Annotated in this window: 32 protein-coding genes; 7 read left to right on the top strand and 25 right to left on the bottom strand. The window is 47.4% G+C overall.

The features are described from left to right. Window positions 1–28: 28 nt before the first annotated feature. From KNO99_RS04955 to KNO99_RS04940, 4 genes are all read right to left on the bottom strand, one after another. Complete coding sequence (locus KNO99_RS04955) at window positions 29–1,096, bottom strand: DUF389 domain-containing protein (RefSeq protein WP_214745840.1); 1,068 nt, start codon at window positions 1,094–1,096, stop codon at window positions 29–31. Between the two features lie 134 nt (window positions 1,097–1,230). Further along, window positions 1,231–2,124 carry an aldo/keto reductase gene (locus KNO99_RS04950; protein ID WP_305794023.1) on the bottom strand — a complete coding sequence of 298 codons (894 nt, stop codon included), beginning with the start codon at window positions 2,122–2,124 and terminating at the stop codon, window positions 1,231–1,233. Further along, entirely contained in the window at window positions 2,121–2,624 is a 504-nt protein-coding gene (locus KNO99_RS04945; protein ID WP_214745836.1) for a cupin domain-containing protein, read from the bottom strand. Before KNO99_RS04945 ends, KNO99_RS04950 begins: the two co-directional genes overlap by 4 nt. 82 nt (window positions 2,625–2,706) lie before the next feature. Continuing rightward, a complete protein-coding gene (locus KNO99_RS04940; protein WP_012727011.1) occupies window positions 2,707–3,033 on the bottom strand; it encodes a winged helix-turn-helix transcriptional regulator in 327 nt (108 codons plus the stop codon). 264 nt (window positions 3,034–3,297) lie between these two features. On the opposite strand from KNO99_RS04940, the gene KNO99_RS04935 reads away from it, so the two are divergent. From KNO99_RS04935 to KNO99_RS04920, 4 genes are all read left to right on the top strand, one after another. Next, complete coding sequence (locus KNO99_RS04935; protein ID WP_214745833.1) at window positions 3,298–4,500, top strand: MFS transporter; 1,203 nt, start codon at window positions 3,298–3,300, stop codon at window positions 4,498–4,500. Between the two features lie 10 nt (window positions 4,501–4,510). Continuing rightward, window positions 4,511–5,458, top strand: a complete 948-nt coding sequence (locus tag KNO99_RS04930; protein WP_214745830.1) for an LLM class oxidoreductase — start codon at window positions 4,511–4,513, stop codon at window positions 5,456–5,458. A 16-nt stretch (window positions 5,459–5,474) separates the two neighbouring features. After that, a complete protein-coding gene (locus tag KNO99_RS04925; protein ID WP_214745826.1) occupies window positions 5,475–6,110 on the top strand; it encodes a DegV family protein in 636 nt (211 codons plus the stop codon). An 88-nt stretch (window positions 6,111–6,198) separates the two neighbouring features. Beyond that, on the top strand, window positions 6,199–7,308 hold the full coding sequence (locus KNO99_RS04920) for a low temperature requirement protein A (protein WP_214745823.1): 1,110 nt from the start codon (window positions 6,199–6,201) through the stop codon (window positions 7,306–7,308). A gap of 37 nt (window positions 7,309–7,345) precedes the next feature. Here KNO99_RS04920 and KNO99_RS04915 read toward each other — a convergent pair whose 3' ends face one another. The 15 genes from KNO99_RS04915 to KNO99_RS04845 all read right to left on the bottom strand — a co-directional run bounded on the left by KNO99_RS04915 (window position 7,346) and on the right by KNO99_RS04845 (window position 17,227). Next, the gene (locus KNO99_RS04915) at window positions 7,346–7,774 is read right to left on the bottom strand and encodes a CBS domain-containing protein (RefSeq protein WP_074033810.1); all 429 of its coding nucleotides are present in this window, start codon (window positions 7,772–7,774) and stop codon (window positions 7,346–7,348) included. Between the two features lie 257 nt (window positions 7,775–8,031). Beyond that, window positions 8,032–8,835, bottom strand: coding sequence for an alpha/beta fold hydrolase (locus tag KNO99_RS04910; RefSeq protein WP_214745820.1), 804 nt, complete (start codon window positions 8,833–8,835; stop codon window positions 8,032–8,034). A gap of 75 nt (window positions 8,836–8,910) precedes the next feature. Then, complete coding sequence (locus tag KNO99_RS04905; protein WP_214745817.1) at window positions 8,911–10,023, bottom strand: M14 family metallopeptidase; 1,113 nt, start codon at window positions 10,021–10,023, stop codon at window positions 8,911–8,913. Between the two features lie 86 nt (window positions 10,024–10,109). Further along, window positions 10,110–10,508: a hypothetical protein gene (locus tag KNO99_RS04900; protein WP_214745814.1), complete on the bottom strand. Its 399-nt coding sequence runs from the start codon at window positions 10,506–10,508 to the stop codon at window positions 10,110–10,112. Window positions 10,509–10,622: 114 nt separating this feature from the next. Next, complete coding sequence (locus tag KNO99_RS04895; RefSeq protein WP_214745811.1) at window positions 10,623–11,090, bottom strand: flavodoxin family protein; 468 nt, start codon at window positions 11,088–11,090, stop codon at window positions 10,623–10,625. A 55-nt stretch (window positions 11,091–11,145) separates the two neighbouring features. Further along, on the bottom strand, window positions 11,146–11,574 hold the full coding sequence (locus KNO99_RS04890) for a hypothetical protein (RefSeq protein WP_251130956.1): 429 nt from the start codon (window positions 11,572–11,574) through the stop codon (window positions 11,146–11,148). A gap of 8 nt (window positions 11,575–11,582) precedes the next feature. Then, entirely contained in the window at window positions 11,583–12,233 is a 651-nt protein-coding gene (locus KNO99_RS04885; protein WP_214745805.1) for an SIMPL domain-containing protein, read from the bottom strand. 33 nt (window positions 12,234–12,266) lie between these two features. Beyond that, on the bottom strand, window positions 12,267–13,016 hold the full coding sequence (locus tag KNO99_RS04880; protein WP_214745802.1) for a hypothetical protein: 750 nt from the start codon (window positions 13,014–13,016) through the stop codon (window positions 12,267–12,269). Next, the gene (locus KNO99_RS04875; RefSeq protein ID WP_214745799.1) at window positions 13,013–13,555 is read right to left on the bottom strand and encodes an RNA polymerase sigma factor; all 543 of its coding nucleotides are present in this window, start codon (window positions 13,553–13,555) and stop codon (window positions 13,013–13,015) included. The genes KNO99_RS04880 and KNO99_RS04875 overlap by 4 nt, the downstream gene beginning before the upstream one ends. A gap of 115 nt (window positions 13,556–13,670) precedes the next feature. Next, the gene (locus tag KNO99_RS04870) at window positions 13,671–13,841 is read right to left on the bottom strand and encodes a hypothetical protein (protein ID WP_214745796.1); all 171 of its coding nucleotides are present in this window, start codon (window positions 13,839–13,841) and stop codon (window positions 13,671–13,673) included. Window positions 13,842–13,864: 23 nt separating this feature from the next. Further along, window positions 13,865–14,401: a DUF2812 domain-containing protein gene (locus KNO99_RS04865; protein ID WP_214745793.1), complete on the bottom strand. Its 537-nt coding sequence runs from the start codon at window positions 14,399–14,401 to the stop codon at window positions 13,865–13,867. Continuing rightward, entirely contained in the window at window positions 14,398–14,721 is a 324-nt protein-coding gene (locus tag KNO99_RS04860) for a PadR family transcriptional regulator (protein WP_214745790.1), read from the bottom strand. Before KNO99_RS04860 ends, KNO99_RS04865 begins: the two co-directional genes overlap by 4 nt. 116 nt (window positions 14,722–14,837) lie before the next feature. After that, window positions 14,838–15,473 (bottom strand): GNAT family N-acetyltransferase, encoded by a 636-nt coding sequence (locus KNO99_RS04855; RefSeq protein ID WP_251130955.1) that lies wholly within the window; start codon window positions 15,471–15,473, stop codon window positions 14,838–14,840. 62 nt (window positions 15,474–15,535) lie between these two features. After that, a complete protein-coding gene (locus KNO99_RS04850; RefSeq protein ID WP_012727027.1) occupies window positions 15,536–16,528 on the bottom strand; it encodes a tRNA dihydrouridine synthase in 993 nt (330 codons plus the stop codon). A gap of 84 nt (window positions 16,529–16,612) precedes the next feature. Continuing rightward, complete coding sequence (locus KNO99_RS04845) at window positions 16,613–17,227, bottom strand: TetR/AcrR family transcriptional regulator (protein WP_214745787.1); 615 nt, start codon at window positions 17,225–17,227, stop codon at window positions 16,613–16,615. 201 nt (window positions 17,228–17,428) lie between these two features. Between KNO99_RS04845 and KNO99_RS04840 the strand changes: the two genes are divergently transcribed. After that, a complete protein-coding gene (locus KNO99_RS04840) occupies window positions 17,429–18,373 on the top strand; it encodes a DUF5692 family protein (protein WP_214745784.1) in 945 nt (314 codons plus the stop codon). 103 nt (window positions 18,374–18,476) lie between these two features. After that, a complete protein-coding gene (locus KNO99_RS04835; protein ID WP_214745781.1) occupies window positions 18,477–19,004 on the top strand; it encodes an AAA family ATPase in 528 nt (175 codons plus the stop codon). Here the strand turns inward: KNO99_RS04835 and KNO99_RS04830 are convergent. Next, on the bottom strand, window positions 18,996–19,436 hold the full coding sequence (locus tag KNO99_RS04830) for a hypothetical protein (RefSeq protein ID WP_214745779.1): 441 nt from the start codon (window positions 19,434–19,436) through the stop codon (window positions 18,996–18,998). The genes KNO99_RS04835 and KNO99_RS04830 overlap by 9 nt on opposite strands. Before the next feature lie 206 nt (window positions 19,437–19,642). On the opposite strand from KNO99_RS04830, the gene KNO99_RS04825 reads away from it, so the two are divergent. Continuing rightward, entirely contained in the window at window positions 19,643–20,311 is a 669-nt protein-coding gene (locus tag KNO99_RS04825) for an excalibur calcium-binding domain-containing protein (protein ID WP_214745776.1), read from the top strand. Window positions 20,312–20,354: 43 nt separating this feature from the next. Here KNO99_RS04825 and KNO99_RS04820 read toward each other — a convergent pair whose 3' ends face one another. The 5 genes from KNO99_RS04820 to rlmD all read right to left on the bottom strand — a co-directional run bounded on the left by KNO99_RS04820 (window position 20,355) and on the right by rlmD (window position 24,119). Continuing rightward, the gene (locus KNO99_RS04820; protein ID WP_214745774.1) at window positions 20,355–20,969 is read right to left on the bottom strand and encodes a hypothetical protein; all 615 of its coding nucleotides are present in this window, start codon (window positions 20,967–20,969) and stop codon (window positions 20,355–20,357) included. A 10-nt stretch (window positions 20,970–20,979) separates the two neighbouring features. Next, entirely contained in the window at window positions 20,980–21,513 is a 534-nt protein-coding gene (locus tag KNO99_RS04815) for a GNAT family N-acetyltransferase (protein ID WP_214745771.1), read from the bottom strand. Then, window positions 21,510–22,103 carry a dihydrofolate reductase family protein gene (locus KNO99_RS04810; protein ID WP_214745768.1) on the bottom strand — a complete coding sequence of 198 codons (594 nt, stop codon included), beginning with the start codon at window positions 22,101–22,103 and terminating at the stop codon, window positions 21,510–21,512. The genes KNO99_RS04815 and KNO99_RS04810 overlap by 4 nt, the downstream gene beginning before the upstream one ends. A 134-nt stretch (window positions 22,104–22,237) precedes the next feature. Continuing rightward, window positions 22,238–22,690, bottom strand: coding sequence for a DUF5946 family protein (locus KNO99_RS04805; protein WP_214745766.1), 453 nt, complete (start codon window positions 22,688–22,690; stop codon window positions 22,238–22,240). 67 nt (window positions 22,691–22,757) lie between these two features. Beyond that, the gene (gene rlmD / locus KNO99_RS04800) at window positions 22,758–24,119 is read right to left on the bottom strand and encodes a 23S rRNA (uracil(1939)-C(5))-methyltransferase RlmD (protein WP_214745763.1); all 1,362 of its coding nucleotides are present in this window, start codon (window positions 24,117–24,119) and stop codon (window positions 22,758–22,760) included. Window positions 24,120–24,150: the final 31 nt, after the last annotated feature.

Genomic DNA, 24,150 nt, shown 5'->3' with positions numbered 1-24,150 from the left:
TCAGACCATCGAAAAAATCGATGGTCTTTTAGTTTGGGTTTATTTCGTTCTGTAGTTCGAACGGCAAGTCCTCTAAATCAATTTGACGGCTGTCGAACAGATTGAACTGTTGGAGGCGACTTTCTAAATATTTTTGAAGCAATTCAGCTACCTTCTCTCCGGACAATCCGTTCAAGTCCGGGACTTGCGTCACCGAGAGTTCGATGGTACGAAGCCCGTAGTCCGGCAGACGCGATTCGATGTCGGCAAGTTCTTCTTCGGTCAACCGTTTCCCTGTCGTCGTCACGAGAAGCAAATCATCATCTTCCTGGTAGTCCTGACTGATAATAATGGCGTCTGAAAACTCTTCTTCGATGAAGTTATTGATTCCCGTCCGGACGATGCTATCTTGAACGAGCGTCGCGGCCGAAAAGATACTCGGAACGACGATGAGGACAGATAAGGCAATGAGAAGTCGATTGATTTTTTTATGGTTCGCATCCTGTTTCGTCAACACTTGAGAGATGCCCATGAACTTGACCCCGATGAATGTCGCGATGGCGATGAACGCACAGTTGATGACGAACAGGTAGCTCGACCCGATTAAGTAGTCGAGATTGCGTGTTGCAATCGAATAACCGACCGTACATAACGGTGGCATCAAGGCGGTCGCGATGGCGACACCCGGAACAATGTTGTTACTCATTTTCTTTTGCGCCCCGATAATCCCGGCGGTTCCCCCGGCGAAGGCGATGATGACATCCCAAATCGTCGGTTCGGTCCGCGCGATGATTTCATTACTCGCATAGGTGATTGGGGAGATGGCAAAATAGATGGTCGCAACGGTGAGACTGACCGCGACTTGGACGAGCAGTAAACGAACACCTGCTCGAAGGAGCTTCATATCGTAGAGCGACAAGGCGAGACCGATACTCAAGATTGGTGTCATGAGTGGCGAAATTAACATCGCCCCGATAATGATGGGAATGGAGTTCATATTGAGTCCAATGGATGCGATAAAGATGGAGCACATCAAAATGACGGAATCACTCGGCCTTACTTTCAAATTTGAATACATTTTGTCTTTGAATTCTTCGGCGGTATACGTCTGTTCCATTTGGTTTTCAGCTCCCTTGTCGTATCAGTCTCCTTTACACAAGCAAGTCCTTCCTTTATTTACCCGCAACACGAAACCGACAATCGATTTCGGCAAAAGAAAAACTGGACCTTTGATTGGTCCAGTTCACATCATTAAATGACATCTAGCGGTTGTTTTGTCGTCGGTGGTGGGAATGCTTCATCGAGCGCCGCAAAGTCTTCCTCACTCAAATCGAGCAAGAGGGCTGCCGCATTCTCCTCGACGTGCTCGGCCCGACCCGCTTTCGGGATGGCAATCACATGTCCGCTCCGAATCGTCCAGGCGAGTAAGATTTGGGCGACCGAGGCACTATACGCCTCCGCGATCCGATTGATCGTTTCGTTTTCGAAGACATCTTTTTTCACGTCACTTCCCTCGGCAAGCGGTGCGTACGCCATGACCGGGATCCTTTGTTCTTTTAGATATGGAAGCAGGTCATACTCGATCCCTCGACTGCCGAGATGATAGAGCACTTGGTTGACCGCACAGTTGTCTCCATTAGGCAGAGACAGCAACTCTTTCATATCCTCGACGTCGAAGTTTGAGACGCCCCACGCCCGAATCTTGCCTTCTGCCTTGAGCTGTTCCATCCCTTGAATCGTCTCCTCGAGCGGGGCATCCCCTCGCCAATGGAGTAAGTAAAGGTCAAGATAGTCAGTCCCGAGTCGTTCGAGTGACGCGTCGCACGCTTTGACGAGTTTGTCGCCGTACGCGTTGTATGGATACACTTTCGAGACGAGAAAGACGTCTTCGCGTCGATCTTGAATGGTTTCGCCGACCAACTTCTCCGACTCTCCTTCCCCGTACATCTCAGCCGTATCGATGACATGGAGTCCGCAGTCGAGTCCTGTCCGAAGCGCCTCCACCTCAGCGTCATGCTTCGACTTCTCTTCTCCCATACGCCACGTCCCTTGCCCGAGTGCACGCATCTCCCGTCCATCTTTCAATTCGACGACGTTTTGTTTCAATGCCGCGAGTAATAAAGAATGTGGTAGTCGTTGATTCATAACGTTTCCTCCTTTATCCATGCTTCATGTAACGGTCCCGTCGTCCCGAAGACAGGGTCGAACGTCGGTTTCTCGACTTGTTCGATTCGCTTTATATTGTCCGGTCGTTCTTCCGTCTTCCCAGTCAATGTGTCATAGTCACGACCGTCCGGGTATGCCCCGACGACTTGAAAGTCTTCGCTCGCCTCGATGCGCCGATGTCCTGTTCCCGCCGGCAAGACGAGGACATCACCTGCACTGACGCGTACGAGATCACCATTCGTTCCTCCGAGTTGAAGGGTCGCCTCACCATGTAATACGCCCAACACTTCATGCGTGTTGCTGTGATAGTGATGATAATCGAACACCCCGTTCACCCAACTGTTCGTCCATTCATTATGAGCGAACGTTTCCTGCATCCCGCTCGGGTCATCAAAGACACCACGATAGAGAAGCGCCGGATAATCGGGATGATTCGGGATTGAGCCGTCATCTGTAAACAAAAAAGTTTTCAAGTCCATTCTAAAAACCCTCCTTGTCTCTGTCCCTGTACCCGACTTCCCCACACAAAAAACGGTCGCCCTCTATGGACGACCGTGATTGTTATGAAATGACCTCTTCTCCAGACTGGTCGATATGGCACTCGCCCCAGGCGCACATGGCGTCTAAAATCGGTTTAAGTGACCATCCATACTCTGAGAGTGAGTAGATGACTTTCGGTGGAACTTGTTCGTACACCGTACGCACGACGACCCCGTCCGCTTCCAGCTCACGCAATTGTTGGGTGAGCATCTTCTGGGTGATGTTCGGCATGAGTTTACGCAGCTCACTCGTCCGACGCTCTCCTTTGATCAAGTGACACATGATGACGACTTTCCATTTACCACCGATGACGTCAAGTGTCGCTTCGACCGGAATATTATATGGCATATCATTTCCTCCATTTCTCCCATAGGCACTTTTTGGTGCCTACCGCACTTTAAAGTACGTACTTCTCAAACGGTTTTCATGCCCTTATGATAGCAACTATAGCAAATCAATACAAGTTCATTTCGCTCGTAGAACCCTCTTGAGACGGTAAGGTGCTTTTTCGACCGTACTGAACAAATAGAGGAAAGTGAGATGTCTTTGCTATCGGGAGACGAAGGGCCCTCGTCTTCCACACCATTTTTCATCAACTAGGAGGAACTACTCATGAATCAACCTATTTCACAACCTGTTGAAGAACAGGCACCTAAAAATGGAGGATTGGCGTTACTCGCCCTTGCCATTAGCGCTTTCGGCATCGGGACGACCGAGTTCGTCCCTGTCGGATTGCTCGCATCCATCGCAAGTGACTTAAACATTGGGATCACACTCGCGGGTCTCATTATTTCGGGATATGCCATTGGCGTCGCCGTCGGTGCACCGATTTTAACGGCACTGACGAACCGAATGAACCGCAAGACGTTACTCATGGCACTGATGGTCGTCTTTATCGGCGGAAACTTGGTCTCTGCCATGTCGACAAGTTTTGAACTCTTGATCGTCGCCCGATTTATCACTGCGTTCTCGCATGGTGTCTTCTTCTCAATCGGGGCAACGATTGCCGTACAGCTCGTACCCCCGCATAAAAAAGCGAGTGCCATCGCACTCATGTTCACAGGTTTAACTGTCGCGACCGTCACAGGGGTCCCACTCGGTACCTTCATCGGACAAGCGTTCGGATGGCGCGCCACATTCTTCGCCGTCGCAGCACTCGGTGTCGTTTCAATCATCGCAAGTTTCTTCTTGATTCCGAATGATTTGAAACAATCACCACCAGCGAAGTTCTCTGATATGAAGAAATTACTCACGAACGGTCGTCTCATGCTCGGATTCTTGATCACAGCACTCGGTTATGGCGGAACGTTCGTCGCCTTCACGTACTTGACACCCATCATGCAAGACGTGACAAAAATTAGCCCTAGCTTGATTAGTGTCGTCTTACTCGTTTACGGAATCGCGGTCGCTATCGGGAACTCGGTCGGTGGAAAACTCGCCAACGAAAACCCGGCGAAAGCATTGTTCTATATGTTCATCGTTCACGCTGCCGTCATGATTCTCATGTCGTTCATGATTCCGTTCAAAGTGGCAGGTCTCATTGCCATCGTCTTGATGGGTCTCCTTGCCTTCATGAACGTGCCTGGACTTCAACTGTATATCGTGCAATTGGCTGAAAAATATGTACCGGCTGCTGTCGATGTCGCATCCGCACTCAACATCGCGGCCTTCAACATCGGGATCGCCCTTGGTGCGACAATCGGCGGACTCGTCGCCGATTCAATCGGACTCGTCCACACACCGTGGGTCGGTGGGATCATGGTCATCATTGCCGTCATCTTGACAGCCATCTCTCGTCGTTTGGAAGCAAACTAAGGAGGAACCTATGTTCAACAACCATAAAAGCTACAACCGGATGTATCGGGAGGGCGAGCTCACGCTCGGCCTCCACATCCCTTTAGAAAATTTCAAAATGCGTACCCCGACACTCGAACGTCAAGTCGAGCTTTCTCAAAAGGCTGATGATTATGGCTTCACAGCGCTATGGTTACGTGATGTCTTACTCAAAGACCCGAACTTCTTAGACCCTGCCGTCGGTCAGATTTATGACATGTTGATCTACGGGACCCATTTACTCGGTCAAACGAAAAACATCGCGCTCGGTACGTCCGCGCTCGTCTTACCGCTCCGCCATCCCCTTCGTTCGGCAAAGGAAGTCGCGACGATTGAAGCGTTATTCCCCGAACGATTGATTCTCGGGATCTCGTCAGGCGACCGTCGTGCCGACTTCAAAGGACTCGGAGTCGATCATCCGACACGTGGCGACCAGTTCAAAGAATCACTTCGCGTCATGGAACAGGCGCTCTATAACAACTATCCAACCATCGACTCCCCTTACGGAGAAGTCGAACAGGCAACGCTCGTACCACGTCCGAAGAAACGGATCCCGACAATGATCACCGGCTTCGCGCAACAGGATATGGACTGGCTCGGGGCGAACGGGGATGGATGGATGTATTACCCGCAAGCGCCTTTCGCGCAGCAGCAAGTGCTCGACGCTTGGCGTGAAAGCGGTGAGGCACACGGTCGTGCCTTCCGTCCATTCTCGATGCCGATGCACCTTGATTTGACGCATGACCCAGACGAGCCACCGACGCCAATTCGCCTCGGTTTCCGTCTCGGTCGCAATCACTTGATCAAATTGCTCGAAGCGTATCGTGCCATCGGCGTGAATCACCTCTTCTTCGCCCTCTTCGACGGAGAACGTCCGGCTGAAGAAGTCATCGATGAATTAGGAGAATATGTGTTACCACATTTTCCACCACTCGATTAAAGAAAGGTGAGATTTCATGGATTATCAAGTCATTACAGACGCCGCATCAATCCGCTATATGCATCATGCGGACAAGATACTCCCCGTTTCCGGTGCACTCACTTGCTTTTTATACGAGAACGGAGAAAGACATTATTTCTTTGAAGAACGGTTACGAGCCGTAAAACGGAATGCTGTTTCACTTCCTGACCTTCGAGAACAACTTCATCGTATGTTTAGTAAGGCACGCCGTCTTAATCGTGGGATTCTCTATTTAACATCGAATGCTCACTATACAGTCAATTATCAAGAATCTCTTTTGATTTCAAAGGAGTATGATGTTCCGTTACAATTGATTGATACAAAGTCATTTTTGTACGGGCAGGCGTTCATTGTTGATCAGGCAATCGAGCTTCGCAAACAAGGTATCTCGTTACAAGACTCGGGTGCGAAACTTCGCGAAGTAGTGGAGAGACGCGAAGAATATCTATACACATCAGAGGACATTTTTCGTTTCTCAAATAATGTAATGACTTCTGTTAACGAACGACCAACACAATTGATGTGGACGACCGTTCCTGAACATTTACGTTTAGATTCTTCGGCAAGATTGCTTGCACCAGAAAGAAACTTTTCATACGGAATTAACATCTCACACCTTGGAGATGCTTGACCAAAAATCCTTCATTTCAAAAAAATGAAGGATTTTTTTATACCGAGGCGGGTAAACAAATAGTGACTTAGGAAAAGGAGCGGACTCTATGGCTACACAAAACAAAGAAGTCGATAAGATTGAACTTTTTTTTGATTTGGTATTCGTCTTCACATTCATTCAGTTGACTTTAAAGTTAGAACATCACTTAGATTTTCATACATTTTTAGAGGTCTTCGTGCTTTTAGCACTTATTTGGTACATCTTTGAAGGATATATTTGGTTGACCAATACGACAGAATTGACCGAGCGTAATCATCGGATCTTTTTAGCACTCGGTATGGTTGGTTTTATGTTGATTTCGGTCGCAATTCCTGAGGCATACGGGAAAAATGGTTTCATTTTTGGATTAGGCTTTTTAAGCATTGTCGCCACACATTCCCTTCTGTTCTTACTCCACAGTAACGATGAGACCAAGAAAGCAATGTCTGCGATTGTACCCTACAATTTAATCTTTGCAATCATCGTCCTTGTCTCCTCTTTATTTAGTGGTGACGTGCGACTAATTGTATGGGGAATCGTCGCAGCAGTCGCTGTTCTCGGACCACTCGTTCAAAAAAATAAAGGACAATTTGCTGTTTCCCCTTGGCACTTTTTAGAGCGACATTACCTGATTCTCGTTATCGCTCTTGGTGAAACGATTGCTTCGACTGGTCGAGCCGCCATTGATGAAGATTTAACTTCCGATGTCGTCTTGACAATGGTACTCGCTCTCGGTTTGACCGTGTTGTTATGGTACTCCTACGTTAAAGATGATACAGAGCGAGAAGAACAGTTTCACGAGATGGATATCAATCAACGAGACCAAGCTGCAAAAGCCGGATTCTATTGGTCCCACTTTGCGATGTTCCTCGGTATTATCTTGCTCGCTGTCGTCAAAATCACAATCGTACACGATCCGATGCAAACACTTGATTTAGCACACCGGATCACGTTGTATGTCGCGATTGTTTTGTTTGGATATGGTGTCATTTACTTCAATCGTCTGTTCTTCAAGGTGTCGTGGAAGCGACTCGCGGCTCTCGCGGTCCTACTCGTCATCCCACTCATCTCCCCATATTTACCCGCAATCATTTTATTACTCGTCATCACCTTTATTTACTACCTTGCAATGATTGCCCCACTTCCCTTTCTAAAAACAAAACGAGAGGAAATGTAAAACAAGCCAGAACCGGGATTCGGTTCTGGCTTGTTTGTTATCGGACTTCATTCTCCAGTTGTTTCAACTTTGACGAATAATACTCGATGATGTCACGGCGTCGGATGATGCCGATGAAGTATTTGCCGTCATCGACGACCGGCACGAAGTTTTGATCCGTGATCGCATCGACGAGTTCTTCGATTTGGGCCGTAATGGATACCGGCTTATAGCGAACGCGTTGCTTGATGTCTTTTAGACGTGTCCGAAGCACTTTTTCATAGTCTTCTTCCCCGCGAAGCTGTTCTGCGAGTGCCCAGAGTAAATCCCCCTCTGTCATCGTCCCGGCGTAAAATCCGTTCTCCGAAACGAGTGGGACAGACGTGAATCGATGATGTTTCATCTTTTCAAGTGCTTGTCGCACCGTTGATTCGGGGTCCAAATATTTGACGTCTTCTTTCGGATATAAAAAGAAAGCGATGTTCATTTAAATCTCTCCTCAATCTGTTAATCCACCCCGCTATTGTACCATGAATGGTAGGACAGGTTGAACTAAATCCATGTTCCTATTCTCTCTAATCATCCCCTTTCTCCTAAACGACACAAAAAAACATCGTGATTCTTGTCACAGCGATGTTTCGGTGCTTCAAAAGATTTGGAAGGGAACTCCAATTGATTTATACCCGTTTTAGTTGGAACTTATCCGTCCAGACACACAAAAGGCCCCCATGAGGAGGCCACAGATTATTGAACAAACTGCAACAGTGTATCGTTAAATTTCTCTCGTTCATCGAGTACCGTACCGTGCCCGCTCTCTTCAAAACGTTCAATCCGAGCATTTGAAATGCCCTGCTCCATCTGTTCAGCAAACTCAAACGGACAGATTTTATCATGTACGCCGTGAATGATTAACGTCTCTACGTCAATCTTCGGCAAGGCATCGCGCAAATCTTCGTCTCGGAGCGCTTTTGCCGAGGCAATCGTCCCGTGACTCGAGGCCACGAGTGCGAGATGGTGGAACCAATTTTGCATCGGTTTCGAATGTTCTTTCTCGAAGAAGATTTCCCCGAATCCTTCGAGCATCTTCGGCCGATCGGCTCGTGTATCGTCAATCAACGCGTTGACTTCATCCGTCGTCATCCCGTACGGATAGTCTGAACGTTGTGTGAAAATCGGTGCCGCTGCTCCCGCCAACACTAACTTTTTCAGACCATCCTCTTTATAGTCGGCCGCGTAACGAACAGCAATCGCGCCACCCATCGAGAATCCGACGAGTGTGAAGTCTTTCAAACCAAGGCCGTAGACGACCATATGCACGTCAGATGCCATCGTCTCATAGTCATACCCTGTCGCTGGCGCATCGGATTTGCCGTACCCTCTAAAGTCGATCCCGATATAGCGATAGCCTGCCTCAACGAGCGCATTTTTCTGATACTCGAACATATTGTTGTTCGCCGGCCAACCGTGTAAGAAGACAATCGGCTCCCCAGAACCGACATCCTCCACATATAAGTTTGTCCCGTCATGTGCTGTAATATATCCCATCATCCAACCTCCACATTTTTAATTGATTGTAAATACTCACAACCTACTTGTTCCCGTTTCCGATTCCTAAAAACCTTCTCATGTGTCACGCCAGAGCGATTCTCCTTTTAAGTAACCTTCAATGGCTTTCGCCCCTTCTCGTAACACCGCTTCCCGCCAAGACGAGTCGTCTGGATAAAACATTGCCATGAACTCGTTTTGAATCCCGTTACGCGCTTCGGGATCTTTCGTCCCTTCAAAGTACAGACGATTCTCTAAAATGATCGTCAAAAACTCGCGAATGGAGGCTTTCGTCGACGTTCCGAACGTCCCGAACTCAAAGAGAGCAGAGACGAGTCCTTTGTCCGGATACTCCGTGTCTCGTACATAGTAGAAGTGGTTCGTCGAGTCCCCGAGCACTTCATCTGGGTCATACACTTTCACGTTGTCGAGACCGTATGCCTGTTTCAACTCGTCTTCGGTGCGACCGTCTCGCTTACTGATGACCATCGTCACTTCGTTTGTCGGACCGAGTGCGGTATGCCAATCGAGATGGACCACTTTCTCGTAGCGTTCCAGCAGATCATGTTGAATGCCTTTCAAGAAGATGACTGACGGTTCGTCTTCTTCCCCCCCATAGTACACACCTTTCGGGAATTGGTACTGTCCCATCCCCTTCGCTCCACTCATCGCTTTGAAGCCATCGAGCTTAATGCCAGAGCCGAGGAACGAATAAATCTGTTCACGCGCCTCGTGGTAGTCGTCAATCACTCCGTCCGGTACGAAGAGATGGCGCATCAGCTCATATTCACGGTTCACGTTATATGGGACAGATTCACGGTCGATCACATAGTTTCGGTTCAAATCGACATTATGCTCGTTGACCCGGCGGAAGTGTTTCATTCCCCACGGATTGACGGCATGGATGAGACAAAGACCTGTCGTTTCATGTCGCAGTTGTGGCAATTGTGTGTGAACAAATTGATGCGTCACCGCGGCACCTGCATATCCTTCAATCCCATGTTCCCCGATGGTCATGAGAAGTATCGCTTTTCGATCTCGTTTCGGTTCACCTAAGATGATGTCGATGCTTTCGTCCCCAATCGAATGCGTCAACAACTCCGCTTTCGGATAATATCGTTTCACTTCTGGCAACAAATTGATGAATTTTTCCCGTGACTCTTCATAGGATGATGAAAAATACTGGCTCATCGCACTCTCCTCCAATCTTTTCTCTTTACTCCATTCCCATCCTACGGCAATCTAAAAACGCCTCCTGAAAGAGGAGACGTTTCGAGTCAAGGCGTTCGGATCCGTTTCGTATGTTGACGTCGGAACGCCATCACGTAGAAAATCGGACCAATCAAGACGGAACCGAATAACCAATAGAGACCCGCGTTCGCATACAATCCTTCAAACGAACGGAACACCCAGGCGAGGACTGTGAACGCGACGATCAGCTCGACGGTCCACAACAATCCACGGCGAACCGCTAGGAGAATCGTATTCGTTTTTTGGAAAAAGGCTGCGACGAAAGCAATCAAAAATGCTGGGAAACTCGAGAGCCACAACATGCGATTGAGTGAGGACTCGGCAAAGTATGAGTTTCCGAGAGAGACGGTGATGAGGAAGTGCACCAATATAACGAGCAAGACGACCATCCATCCGACGAAGACATCACGTTCCATTTTTCTCATCACAAACAGCTCCCTTTCTAAAGAGTTGAATACTATGTATTTACCCGCTTTTTCAGCCTTCTCTTCCGCTTCCACTAAAAAAACGCATCCTGATTCCAGAATGCGTTTCACGTATTATCCGACCAACTCTCGTGCCCATGCTTTCGCACGTTCGAGCTCGCCTTCCTTCAGCATCTCCGTCTTCCCATCAACCAAGAACGATTCTTTTTGAACGTTCGTCGCGCCTTTTTCAATCATTTCCCCTTCGACGCGATTGACCGCATGACCGAACCAGTCGATGATTTTACCAAGAATCGGATTCTGTTTTTCTTTGACGACACTCGTATCAAACGCAGCCGTCCGCTTCCCGCGAAGCGCATTGTCCGAGATTCCGTCTAGAAACACTTTAATGTCTTCCGTCTCATAACCCCCATGTGTCGGTGAACCGATGACGACAAGGTCGACATGCGCCAAGTCGCCGAGGCCGATGTTCAACACATGTTCCATGCGTGCCTCATGCTCTTTCGAAAGTTCTTCCTGCATCGCATGTGCAATCTTTTCTGTATGACCATACAACGAATCAAAGATAATCAAAATGTTCATGATGAATCCCCCTTTGCCGAACGTCTCTTTATCCCCTTCCCATTCCAACGTTCGTTCATGCTTCTTTTTTGTACAGTGAACTTCGCTTGAAGAGTGTCCAACTTACCATAACAATACCGAGTACGAGCAAGATATAGCCGAAGAACGTGACAAAGTCGCGCGTATGATAGGGTGCTTCAAATCGGTATTCCGCCCGCTTCCATTCCGAGCCGTCCTCGACCGCAATGACGTCTTCAACGGACTCCCCGACGACTTCACGATACACTGTCCCGATTGGATATCCGTTCGATGCATTCCCGTAGTAACGTCCCGTCTCATCGTTGACCGTTGTTTCTACTTCACCGATCACGTCACCGAGCGAATCCTCATCTATCGTCGTATCAAGCACTTCATATGCATTTCGGTCGAACACGACAAACGTATAGGCCCAGGAAAGAGCGGATACGGGAAGCGCAATCGATATAGCGAAAAGAGTCAGAATCATGAATCGCCTCATTTGAGACTCCAGACGAATGTCGCCGAATCACTGACATTGATGTCATCTGGTTCGAGTTCAGGCATCCGTGATTCAGAAAAGTCGATTTCATGACCATAGCGAATATCAGTTGCAGAGAAGAGATGAATTTCGCTCCATGTATAGTCAATTTGAATCAACTCTCCTAACGTTGCGCCCGCTCCTGTCGCGAGGAGTTCTGCTCGTTTTTTTGCATTTTCCGCAGCGTTCACTAACAGCTGATCTTCAATCGCGTTCGGATCTTTCATCGTGAAACGAATCGATAGTAGCGGATTCGCACGACATTGACTGATTTGTTCGATGGCATCAGACAGTTTGGTTGTATCGAGCGGGAACTCCACTTTCATTTTTTGCCTACAAGCATATCCAATTAACCGTGAACGGTAATTCTTATCTTTATCACGATACTGGTCGTATAATGTGTCAATCGAAAAATCACTCGTCTTCAGGTCCTTCTTTTCAAATCCTGCGCGCACGATGGCCTTTTGAAGCTGCGCCACGGCGTTCGCTGCCTCAGTCATCGTCTCTTCATATCGTGGTGCTTTTGTGACAAGGTCCATATGAATCACAATCAAATCTGGTCGAGACGAGACATTTCCTGTTCCTTTTACCGTAATCGTACGTTCCATATCGTTCACCCTCCTAATAATATGAGATGTAGATTATTCTGATGCATTAAATCGTGAGATCATCCAACGTTCTATTCCATCTAAAGAATGCATATCTTGCAATGATGGATAAGCATCCCGCTCAAACAACAGTCCATTCGGAGTATCTAAAAACAGATAACGCTCCCCGTCCGGAAAACCGTAATTCGCAATATCTTTCAGTCGAAGCGTGGCCCCGTTTTGTTCCCAGATGAATTCGTCATCATATGGAATCGGCATAAAGATGCCTTCCATTCCTTGACGTACGTGTGAGATGACGCTCGTATGCTCTGTCAGTTTCGTTCCTCCGATTGCATCGGCACGAACAACCAGTTCTTGCCCGACTTGCACATCCCCTCGATACACATCTGACACATGGATCGTGATGAGGGATTGATATTCGGTCTCCCCGTTGAAATCAATCTCAATGTGCTGGATGTTCGAGACCGTTCCTCTGATCACGACCGGACTCCACCGCGAAAAGAGTTCATCCTCTGTCATGTCCATCAAGTTTTCCTGGGAAGTACCTTGCCTTATTTCTGATTCACCGACGATATGAACCGAGTTTGCCGTCGAATCCGTGGATAACGGCATACGTTCATTCCAAATATTCGATGTGAAGAGCATGAATCCCGCAGCGGTGGCGAGTATCAGTCCCGCCCCCCATTTGAGTCGTTGATAAGGTCTTCGCTCTATCATCATGGATTCCTCTATAAAGCGGTCATCCACTTCCCCAAGTAATCGAAGCAACTGTTCATTCTTCATACGCGAATCCCTTCCGCTTCAAGCGCTCGCTGTAATGCATCACGCGTTCGCTTCAGCGTCATTTTGACATGACTCTCCCCGAGTTGATGATTTTTCGCAATTTCTTGAATCGAGTGAAGATAAAAATAACGTTGCATGAACATCATTCTCGTCTGTCGAGGAAGGTCTGCAAGAAATGCATTCAATAGGTCGACGATGTCTTCGTCTTTCATCGACACCGTGAGGACATGTTCTAGTTCTTCATAGACGAGCGGTACTTGTCCACCGCCCCGTTTTTTCGCATGATTCTTCTTATAGCGTTGCAGCGAGAGATTCCGAACAATCTTCGTCAAATACGCTCCGAGTCGAAGCGGGCGTGTTGGCGGGATCGACTCCCACGCTTTCATATATAAGTCGTTCAAACACTCTTCTGTGTCTTCGCGATTTTGTAGAATGTTATAGGATACACGATGACAATAGCTTCCGTATTTCTTCTTTGTCGCGACAATCGCATACTCCGATCGCTCCCAGTACCAATCGATGATGACCTGGTCATCCATCCAGTTACCCCCTTCGTATAACCCCTCTATAACTATAGATCCCAATCGACTATACTTCGTCACAACATGCTAAAAAAACCTCGTCGTTGAGACGAGGAATCGAAACGCTTATCCATCATTTTTTCCAAATCGATAAGGCAAGTCCTCCGATATAGCCAACCATCGCTCCGCTCGCGATGCCGTATGTCAGCTGTATATCGAAGAAAAACGAGAGGATTACACCGAGTGTTGTCCCCGCAATCAATCCAAAACAAATGATACAGTCCTTCCATTCTCGTGAATCCATCTTGCTCCTCCTTACCAATCCGTTCAATCTGACGACTTCATTTCCCCTATTGCTTTAAGACCTTTCAACGTTCTCATTTTCCGTGTGTGATGCTGGACGGCATAGGCCAACATGGCGACAACAACTATATTTAATAGAATTGTCCATTTTGCAACCGGATTCGAGAAGTTCGCTAAGACGACCACAAAGTTGGCGAGCAAAACGGTCCCATACAGTTGGATGATTCGATTTTCACGTTGAATCATCGAGTCAAAATCCGAATACAACTGGAACGGTCCGTCACTCGTTCGCTTTCTTAAAAAGACCCAGCGATAGGATGTGTCGACGACCTCAATCCCAACTTCATCCATGAAAGCCATGTAAGCTTTCGAATCAGGATGAGAGGGCAGTTCTCGTAACAATTCAATTCGATATGTATACATCCCTGGTTCGACTAAACGAAAGCGATATCGCATGAAGCGAAACGACTCGAGGGCCCATCCCTTTTCTGCCATCTCATTGAGCCATTTTTCTTCTTTTTCATAGTCGACAAATATACGGTATTTGGTCTTCGTCTTCATGTTTCCAACTCCTTCGTCCACTCATGGCCGTGCCGCACCAATTCTTCCAATCGTTTTAATTCGATCTGAAGTGCTTCTCGACCAGCATCGGTGATCTCGTACTCTTTTTTCCGTGCCGTTCCTTCAAGTGCTTGAATCCAACCTCTTTCAACTAAACTACTGAGAGCTCCATATAACGTACCGGGCGCGAGCTGAACTCGCCCATGACTCAATTCCTGGACAAACTGCATCATGCCGTACCCGTGCCTCGGAACTTGAAGGGACAATAATATATAATAAACTGCTTCGGTTAGTGCGCCTGTACTCGACTGTTGTGTCACGTATCCTACTCCTTTATATCGTGTTTCGTTATATCGTCATCCGATATATCAAAATTATCCTATTTTTGGTTATTAGGCAAGAGAAAATGCCAAAGAATCATTTCTTTGGCATCGCTTTATGATTCGTCGAGTTCAGTTGAAACAAGCCCATACTCGCGTTGACTGGGTAGCACTTCTTTTTTCTTCTTTGGAAACGTAGCGTCGAACACCTCTACCTCGGCTTCTTCCACTTCCAATCCCTCTGTAAATACGGCGACACCTTGAACCCCATCAAGCGCCCCTTCGTATAAAGGTAGTACAAGTAGTCCTTTATAATATTGTCCGTCCGGCATCGCAATGCCGTATCGTTTTCCACCTACAAAACCATATGGTTCATAATGATATGGATACCCGAGTGTCAGGATTACACGGTAACCAAGCGATTTCGCATGCTCAATCGAATGCGTAATGAGATGTCTGCCTACGCCTTGTCGATGATACTTCGGATCGATGAAAACTGGACCGAATGTGATGGTATCCACCGACTTCTCTCCGTCTACAATTTTCGACTTCGAGTAAAAGACTCCGCCAGCAAGTTCCCCGTCTACCTCGATGACCCATGACAATTCAGGCAAGTAATCTTCATGTTTTCGAAGTTGATGGATTGCATAATGCTCATGACATCCCGGGAAATATAAGTTCCAAAACGCTTCCCGCGCAATTTCTTCCACGCGACGCTCATCTTCCACTCTTTCTTTGCGAACATTCATCATGTTTCTCACCCTTTCTCAATTCAGTATACAAAAAAGGTCCAGCTCTCGCTGAACCTCATCGTTTATTCAGCAGCCAGTGCTGCCTCTTCTTCGTGATATTTCTCGACGAAGGCATCAAGCAACGCTCGTACCTCGTCCGTCGATTTCGTTTCCATCAAGTTATGACGGAGCTCGCTCGCCCCGCGGAATCCTTTGACATAAATCTTGAAGAAACGGTGCAAGTTCGAGATTGAACGTGGCACGTCTTCTTGGAATTTGTCTTGAAGGTCCAGTTGCAGACGCAATAGATCGAGATGTTCTTCCATCGAGTGTTCGCGCGGCTCTTTCTCGAATGCGAACGGGTTCTTGAAAATCCCACGACCAATCATGACACCATCGACCCCGTACTTCTCAACGAGTTCGAGTCCCATTTGACGGTCGAGGATATCTCCGTTGATGGTGATGAGCGTATCCGGTGCAATCTCGTCACGCAACTTCACGATATCCGGGATCATCTCCCAGTGCGCGTCAACTTTACTCATCTCGTTGCGCGTGCGCAAGTGAATCGACAAATTGGCGATGTCTTGTTTCAAGAGATGCGTCAACCAGTCGCGCCACTCGTCGAGCTTCGCGAAACCGAGACGCGTCTTGACACTGACCGGGATGCCGCCGGCTTTCGCCGCTTGAATGAGCTCAGCCGCGACTTCCGGACGGAGAATGAGTCCGCTCCCTTTCCCACGTTTTGCAACGTTTGGGACTGGGCAACCCATGTTGATGTCGAGTCCTTTATAGCCCATCTCGGCCATCCCGATACTCATTTGACGGAAATATTCCGGATTGTCTCCCCAGATGTGGGCGACCATCGGCTGCTCGTCTTCCGTGAATGTCAAACGACCACGAAGGCTACCTTTCCCTTCAGGATGGCAATAACTGTCCGAGTTCGCAAATTCTGTGAAGAAGACGTCCGGGCGTCCCGCATGAGCGACGACATGACGGAAGACGACATCGGTCACATCTTCCATCGGGGCAAGTATAAAGAATGGACGCGGAAGGTCGCGCCAAAAGTTTTCTTTCATCGTAAAATCAGTTCCTTTCATCCATACAGTCCAACAAAATCACTCATCTATTCTATTATGTCTGTCGGATTGTATCAACTGACATTACTCATGATTCGTTTCTTTCGAACGAATGAGCTGAAAAAAGTGTGGGAATCCTTCGGTCAACAAATAATGAAGCACACGATTCGTGTATTCCGGTTCAATCGTTCCCGTCCGGAGTAGCGTCTGGAGGACCATTCCATCAATTCCGGCCATCGTCCACGTGGCGACCGCCCGAGTCATCGGTCCTTGTTCGACATCATAGGCTCGTACAAAAATCGCCTCAATTCGTGTGATCCAGTCTTCATACTTCTCTTTGAATTTCTGTTGAATGTCCTCATTCCCAATCATCGCTTCATGGGCGAGATAAAACTGGAGTCGGCTCTCCGCATCTTTTTGAAGGCGCTCCTGCATGCCTTCGTAGATTTCTTGGATGATCACCGCCGCTTCTTTCTGATCGTCATGAGAGACACTCTCGATTCGTTTGACCTCTCCGAGTCCTTCGTCCATTACGTCATATAGAATCGCCTCTTTTGACGTATAGTAGTGATAAATCGCGCCCGTACTGAATCCGGCCCGCTCTGCGATTCCTCGAAGCGTCGTGCCTTTGATGCCTTGTTCGACGATGATTTCACGCGCGGCTTGTAAGATTTTTAACTTCCCTTCGTTCATCATCATCTAGCACCCTCCTCTGTTCTCATCGCTCATTATATCATAATGATGTGGCGAACTTTCGACACTTCTCTGTGAGCTACCAACTCACATTGACAGCGCTTTCAATATATTGTTACACTTTTCACATAAACATAACGAACGTTCGGTATGTTTAGTCATTGCATTTATTTCTAGTCATTTCATTTCTGAAAGGAGTGTCGTTTTATGTTTTTCTTCGAGTCGATTCCTTGGTATAACGTCGTCATGTGGTTCGTCGTACTTGGTCTTTTAATGGGTTTGAACGAGTTCGTCCGCTCTGGAAAACGGGCGAGTCAACTCATGTTCATGGCGTTACCGATTGCGTTGACCCCGATCTGGTTGTTTGTCGTCGATTCCGAAATTACATCATGGTTCCACTGGGTGAAGGTGTACTCTGCACTCGCCGGCGCACTCATCTACATGGTCATCCGCTTCACAAACTACCATAAGAAACATCCTTGGTATTTAGTACTCGTCCCGGCTATTCTTGCCATCAATATCATGGAGGCCGTCATTCGGGAGTTTCAAGTCGGCTTCATGGGATTTGATGGAGTCGTCGATGGAATGACTTACATCTCCGGTGGTTGGAACTATATCAACGCCTTCGCCGGGATTTTGAACATCCTCACGATTTGCGGATGGTTCGGTATCTTCGCGACGTCCGGTAAACGAGTCGATATGATTTGGCCGGACCAGACGAAACTGTGGATCATCGCCTATGGCATTTGGAACATCTCTTATGTCTACTCTTGTGCACCGGGCAATGCATTCTATTCCGGCTTCGCTTTGAACATTGCCGCAACGATTCCTGCTCTTCTTTGGGCGAAAGGGACATGGATGCAAAACCGTGCCCAGACACTATCGATTTGGATGATGTGGGTCATGACCTTCCCTTATTTCTTTGCGGTCGGCAGTACGTTCAACGTGAGTGTCTCGTATAATCCAGCAGCGAACTGGACACTCGCACTCATCAGTCTTGTCCTCAACGTCGTGCTCGCCGTCATGCAGGTGTCACGTATTGTTAAACGACGTCTCAACCCGTTGAAAGACGAGCTCTGGACCGATACCGAAGAATACAAGCGAGTCGATGCATTACGTGAAACAGAATCGCCTAATCCAAAGACAGCATGACGACACCCCATAGTAGATGGAATTCGAATTCCGTTACTATGGGGTGTTTTTTATAGGACTCCATTGTAATCGTAGAGAATATAAGCACGAAAGGATGATGACAATGATTTTGTGGATCAACGGCACTTTCGGTTCAGGCAAAACCACATGTGCTAATATACTTCAGAAACAACTGCCGAACGCATTTCTCTATGACCCGGAGCAGGCTGGATTTTTTATACGGAATCAATTACCGGAGAGCCTTCAGCAATCTGATTTTCAACATCACCCGGAATGGCGAAAGTTCAATTATCAAATGCTTTTGAAAATCGCAACGTCCTTTGATGGGGTCATCCTCGTTCCAATGACACTCGTTGACGCAACGTATGTAGATGAAATCATCGGACGACTTCAACGAGAATGCGTCGATGTACGACATATCATTCTCGAAGCGAATCGACGGACACTCGTGAAACGATTGAATAAACGATTCGAGTGGTTCAACTCTTGGGGGAAATCTCAAATCGACCGCTGCCAATCCGCATTCGAATCTGACATCCACGCAGAAAAGATTGTAACGGATTCTCAATCAAAACAAGATGTCGCGAGAGCAGTCGCTGAGCACGTAGGACTGACGCTTTCTTCAAAATGATTCAGATTCATACATCTCTTCTACAGGCTCGTCTTCCCATCGGATGACGAGCTCGCTTGCATGGGAGAGATTCAACTCCACCGTCTCACATGTCGTATCCGTCAACCACATGCAACGGAATAACAGCTGACGGTAACCATACAACTCATCGACAATCTCGAACCGCCCACTTTTGACGAACTGACCGAGTTGCTCGATTCGACACATCGAATAGGTCGTTTCACCAAATCGTGTAAGTGAAGAAGAGTCCCAATCGATGTTCGGAATCGTCACGGTGGCACGTCCTGTCCATACCGCTTCTTTCTTGAACAAATCTCGGATTCCATCCGCAAACACGAGACGGATCGTCGAACCCGTCACAGTCGCTTCTGTGATGACGGCATCATGTAAGGAAAGCGGGACGTTACGGTTTCGAATCGTATATTGTTTCATCAAATCCCTCCTTTGTGTATCTATCTTCTTCGTGAAAATTCACTTCTTACCTTTCTCATACATCTCCCATAATCAGCAATGAATTGAAAAAACAATAATCAATTGAAAACATACTTCATTCATTCCGTTTACAAAATGAAAAACTGGTAAAATAAATATAAATAAGTGGGTCGTATTGGATATCGCAGATGAAAGGAGGATATGGTATGGAAAATATTTTGTTAGTCGGGCTATTCCTAATAGTTTTACTTATTGTGACAACTTTTATTTTGAGCAATTACGTTCAGCAATCACGACTTTCCCCTCGCTTCTTCATCATTTTCTCAGTCCTCTCTTTCGTTCTTCTATTAGCATCTTGTAGTTTTGAAGAGTCGATTCCAGTTGAAGAGTACGAACAAGATTTATCGCTCGTAGAGGAGAAATTGAGTTCCGCCAATTCTGAGAAAGAAAAATTACAGAATCAATTGGATTCCTATTTGTCTGAAAACGAAGACTTACGTCAACAACTAACAGACGCTAAAGAATCTACGAATCAGAAATTAGCAGAAGCCGAAACAAAATTACGTGAAGAGTTCGAAAGTGAGTTGAAACGCGTAAAAGAAGAAGCTGCGCAACAATTAGAGGAAGAAGTTGCTTCGGTTCGAAAAGAAGAGCAAGAGAAGTCGGCAGCAGCCATCGCAGAAATAAAACAGGAACTTGAACAACAAGCACAAGCTTCGGAATCGACCAAATCGAATACTCAAACGTCACAACCCTCTGAGAATTTCCAAAACTGTACAGATTTACGCGGAACCTATCCAGGTGGCGTGTCTTCCGATCATCCAGCCTATCAACCTAAGATGGATCGTGACAACGACGGCTGGGCATGTGAATGATTACTTTTCGCAAAAGGAGTGGACCGACTCGGATTCACTCCTTTTACAATCGTTTCTGAAACACATAGTTCTCCACTTGTTTCGTATATTGGGGACCTTTCATCATCTTCTTCACTTCTGTGATATCGACGACTTTCCCTTTCGGCAATTGAAAATACTCGTCGAGCCCCGTCTGAACGAGTGCATTCGCACTTCCTATAACTCCAATCAATTCGAATGCCTCATCAAATCGTGCCAGCGTCGCGTCTCCATGACTATCATTGCAGAGCAAGATGCCGCCCAGCTTCAAATAGTCCTTCGTTGCCTGACCAACAAATCCAGCATATTGCGAGATGATCAAATCGACCGGTTCGATGTCGAGCGGTTGCGTATAGTCTTGACCAAAGAATTCAATGGTACACGGCTCATCATATTCTTTTCGTTCATCAATCAATTCCTGTACCTTTTCGAGGTGTTTGAAGAACCGAATCGTCCCTTTAAAACTGTCGACATAGACGACGTGAGGAATGACAAGAGACGGTGCGATATCGACGTGGCTTCCGGGATAAAGCGCTCGCTTCACGTCAAAGATGCTCGCAATCGTTTCGTACACTTGTTTCCGGTCACCAATTTTTTGTGAATATGCCTCATACAGGTCTGACACTTGTTCACGGTTCATCTGGACCCTCCTAGTATAAGTATCCGAGCAAGTCGAGCTTTCCATCGGTCCATCGTTTGTCTCCCACCTGACGAATCATCAATTCTTCAAATCGTGCTTCCCCGATTCCTCGTGTCGTTTGATTCTCGTCATTGATTTGAAGCCATGTGCATGTATTCGATACAGCGTGAAATCCAATTCGCTCGTAAAGGTCTGGTCGGTCTGCGAACAACAGGAGAAAATCGATTGGGTACTCTTCTCCGAGCGCAATGACTTTTTCCATTAGCGCCCGTCCGATCCCACGTCCCCGAACTTCTTCCCTCACGCATAAATCGATGATGCCGAGCACGTGTATCGGAGTTCCATCCATATTCATCACCCGAAAATCTAACCCGACTTGTCCGATGATTTGTTGATCCTCATACGCAATCAGCCGAAGATGGGGCAGTTGCTTGAAGTAGCGACGATTCGGATAGATGGAAGGAAACGCGTGTTGTAAGAGTTCAATCAGCTCCGTATCTATTGATTCTGAAAGAGTCATCTCGAGGTGCTGCTCGATTCTCATAGCGCCTCTCCATCTGTTTGAATACGTTCGTAGCGGACGATACTGACTCCGTTCGGCATCAACTGTTGCTCGACTACATCAAGTTGAAGTGGCAAGATGTTTCCATCTGGGAAAAGACGTTTTCCGGAACCAATGATAATCGGATACATGATCAATCGGTATTCATCAATGAGGTCGTTCGCGAGTAACGTGTGTACGAGTTCACTGCTGCCCCAGACGTGTAAATCGGGTCCCTCTTCTTGTTTGAGTCGTTTCAACGCTTCGACCGGTTCTGACAGAAACGTCGTTGATTTCCATTGTGAATCATGTGAATGCCTACTAACCACATACTTCACTGCACGGTTGGCTTCCGGCCAAATTTCATCATGTTTTGGCCAGTAACTCGCCCATTGATCATATGTTTTTCGACCAAGTAACAGATCAAACTCACTGTGCATCTGCGTTCGAATCCAAATGCCGAGCTCTTGACTCGAAAACGACTCTGTCCATCCTCCATGCATGAAATCCCCGCTCATGTCCTCTTCTTTTCCCCCTGGCGCTTGAATCACGCCATCCAATGACAGATGTTCCAGAACAATGATCTTTCTCATCTCCGACTCTCCTTTCGGCTGTTTGCAAAAAAAAGCCCGCTATTGAATCAATCGAAGGCACATGAAATCGACTTAATCCCTACTTTCTTCTTTCATGTCTGTAAACCCTTGAAATATCACTTTGACACTGCCTACTATCCATTCTTAACTTCGTTTCGTACACAGTCTTTCCATCTCTTAATATTCATCATGGCATTTGCCTTGCCGCCCACATAGATATCGCCGATTGTCAGCACCCAATCTTTTCGTTCCCGAACTCGATTTTGGCTTGAAACTGGATTTGTTATTTTACTAATTTTTTTTATGAGTTCACGATTTTTCTTTAATGTATAGGCAGCATCCCAATCTTGATCATATGCTTCTACAAACAGTTCAATTAAATGTCGATAGCCCTCTTCAGTAAAAACCGATGGATGTTGAATCATGTAGCAAGACACAAGCCAAAAATGTACTTCATACAATTCGGGATCATCATGCTCCCATGCTAATGGATACCCAAACTGTTCGTAGCAGGATAGCCCGTCATGCTGACTATTACCACATTCAATACACACTCCATCAACCATGATGGCTTCGTAATTATTCATTAGTTCATCACCACTTTTGTTAAAAAAAGCCCTCGATTGATTCAATCGAAGGCATCATACATTCATCTTATTCTACTTTCTCCATCCACGCCACCGTCTCCACATGCGCCGTATGCGGGAACATGTCGACCGGTGTCACTTCCATCAAGCGATAGCCACGGTCTGCGAGGTAACGCATATCACGTGCTTGTGTCGCGACGTTACATGAGACGTATACGATTCGCTTCGGTCCCATCTCGACCATCGTCTCGAGGAACGACTCGGCACATCCTTTACGTGGCGGGTCGACGACGATCACGTCCGGATTCACACCGTCTTTCTTCCACTGTGGGAGCACATCTTCGGCCGCTCCACATGCGTACGTCACGTTATCGATCTCATTGAAGAGCGCATTTTGTTTCGCATCCTCAATCGCTTCCGGTACGACTTCGACACCGTACACATGAGCCGCTTTCCGGGCGAGGAAGAGGCTGATTGTCCCGATGCCACAATACGCATCGACGACTTGCTCCGTACCTGACAGTTGTGCGTATTCTAACGCTTTCCCGTACAGCTTCTCCGTTTGGACCGGGTTGACTTGGAAGAACGAGTGCGGGGAAATCGTGAACGTGAGTCCTGCGATTTTGTCCTCAATCGTCTCATGACCATAAAGCAACTTGTTCGTCGCCCCGAGGATGACGTTCGTCTTGTCCGGGTTGACGTTTTGCATGATTGACGTCACGTCCGGGAGACGCTCGACGATGTCCGCGACAATCTCATTCACACCTTTTAATTTCGTCGTCTTCGTGATGAGGACGATCATGAGTTCACCCGAGTGGTACCCGTAACGGGCCATGACGTGACGGATAACCCCACGTCCTGTCTTCTCGTCATACGCTGGCACGCCCCGTGCGTCCAATACATCACGGACGACTTGGATCGCCTTGTCATTACGCTCATCTTGAATCAAACATTCGCTCATCTCGACGATGTCATGCGAACGAGGACGATAGAACCCTGAGACGAGACGGTCCCCTTCTTGTTTGAACGGGACTTGTGCCTTGTTGCGGTAGCGCCAAGGTTCCGGCATCGCAATCGTGTCATGGACCGGTACATCGAACTGGCCGAGACGCTTCAGCGCATCGACGACGCGTTCCCGTTTCTGGCGAAGTTGTCCTTCATAGCTGAAGTGTTGCAGCTGGCAGCCGCCACATTGATAAAAGATCGGGCACGGCGGCTCGACGCGGTCGGCACTCGCTTCTTTCACGTTCAACAATCGGGCGAACCCGTACTGCTTGTTCGTCTTCGTCACGACGATTTCGACCGTCTCTCCTGGCAATGCGTTCGGGACGAACAGCGTATAGCCATCGACACGTGCCACACCCGCTCCTTCATGGGTCAAGTCGTGGACATGGACATCGAGACGATCATTCTTTTTCACTGGTAGCATACGAATGCTCCTTCCATTGCAAATAGGAATG

Source organism: Exiguobacterium sp. s189 (genome assembly GCF_018617615.1).
GTDB classification, from domain to species: domain Bacteria; phylum Bacillota; class Bacilli; order Exiguobacteriales; family Exiguobacteriaceae; genus Exiguobacterium; species Exiguobacterium aestuarii_A.
This window is presented reverse-complemented; position numbering and strand designations above follow the sequence as displayed.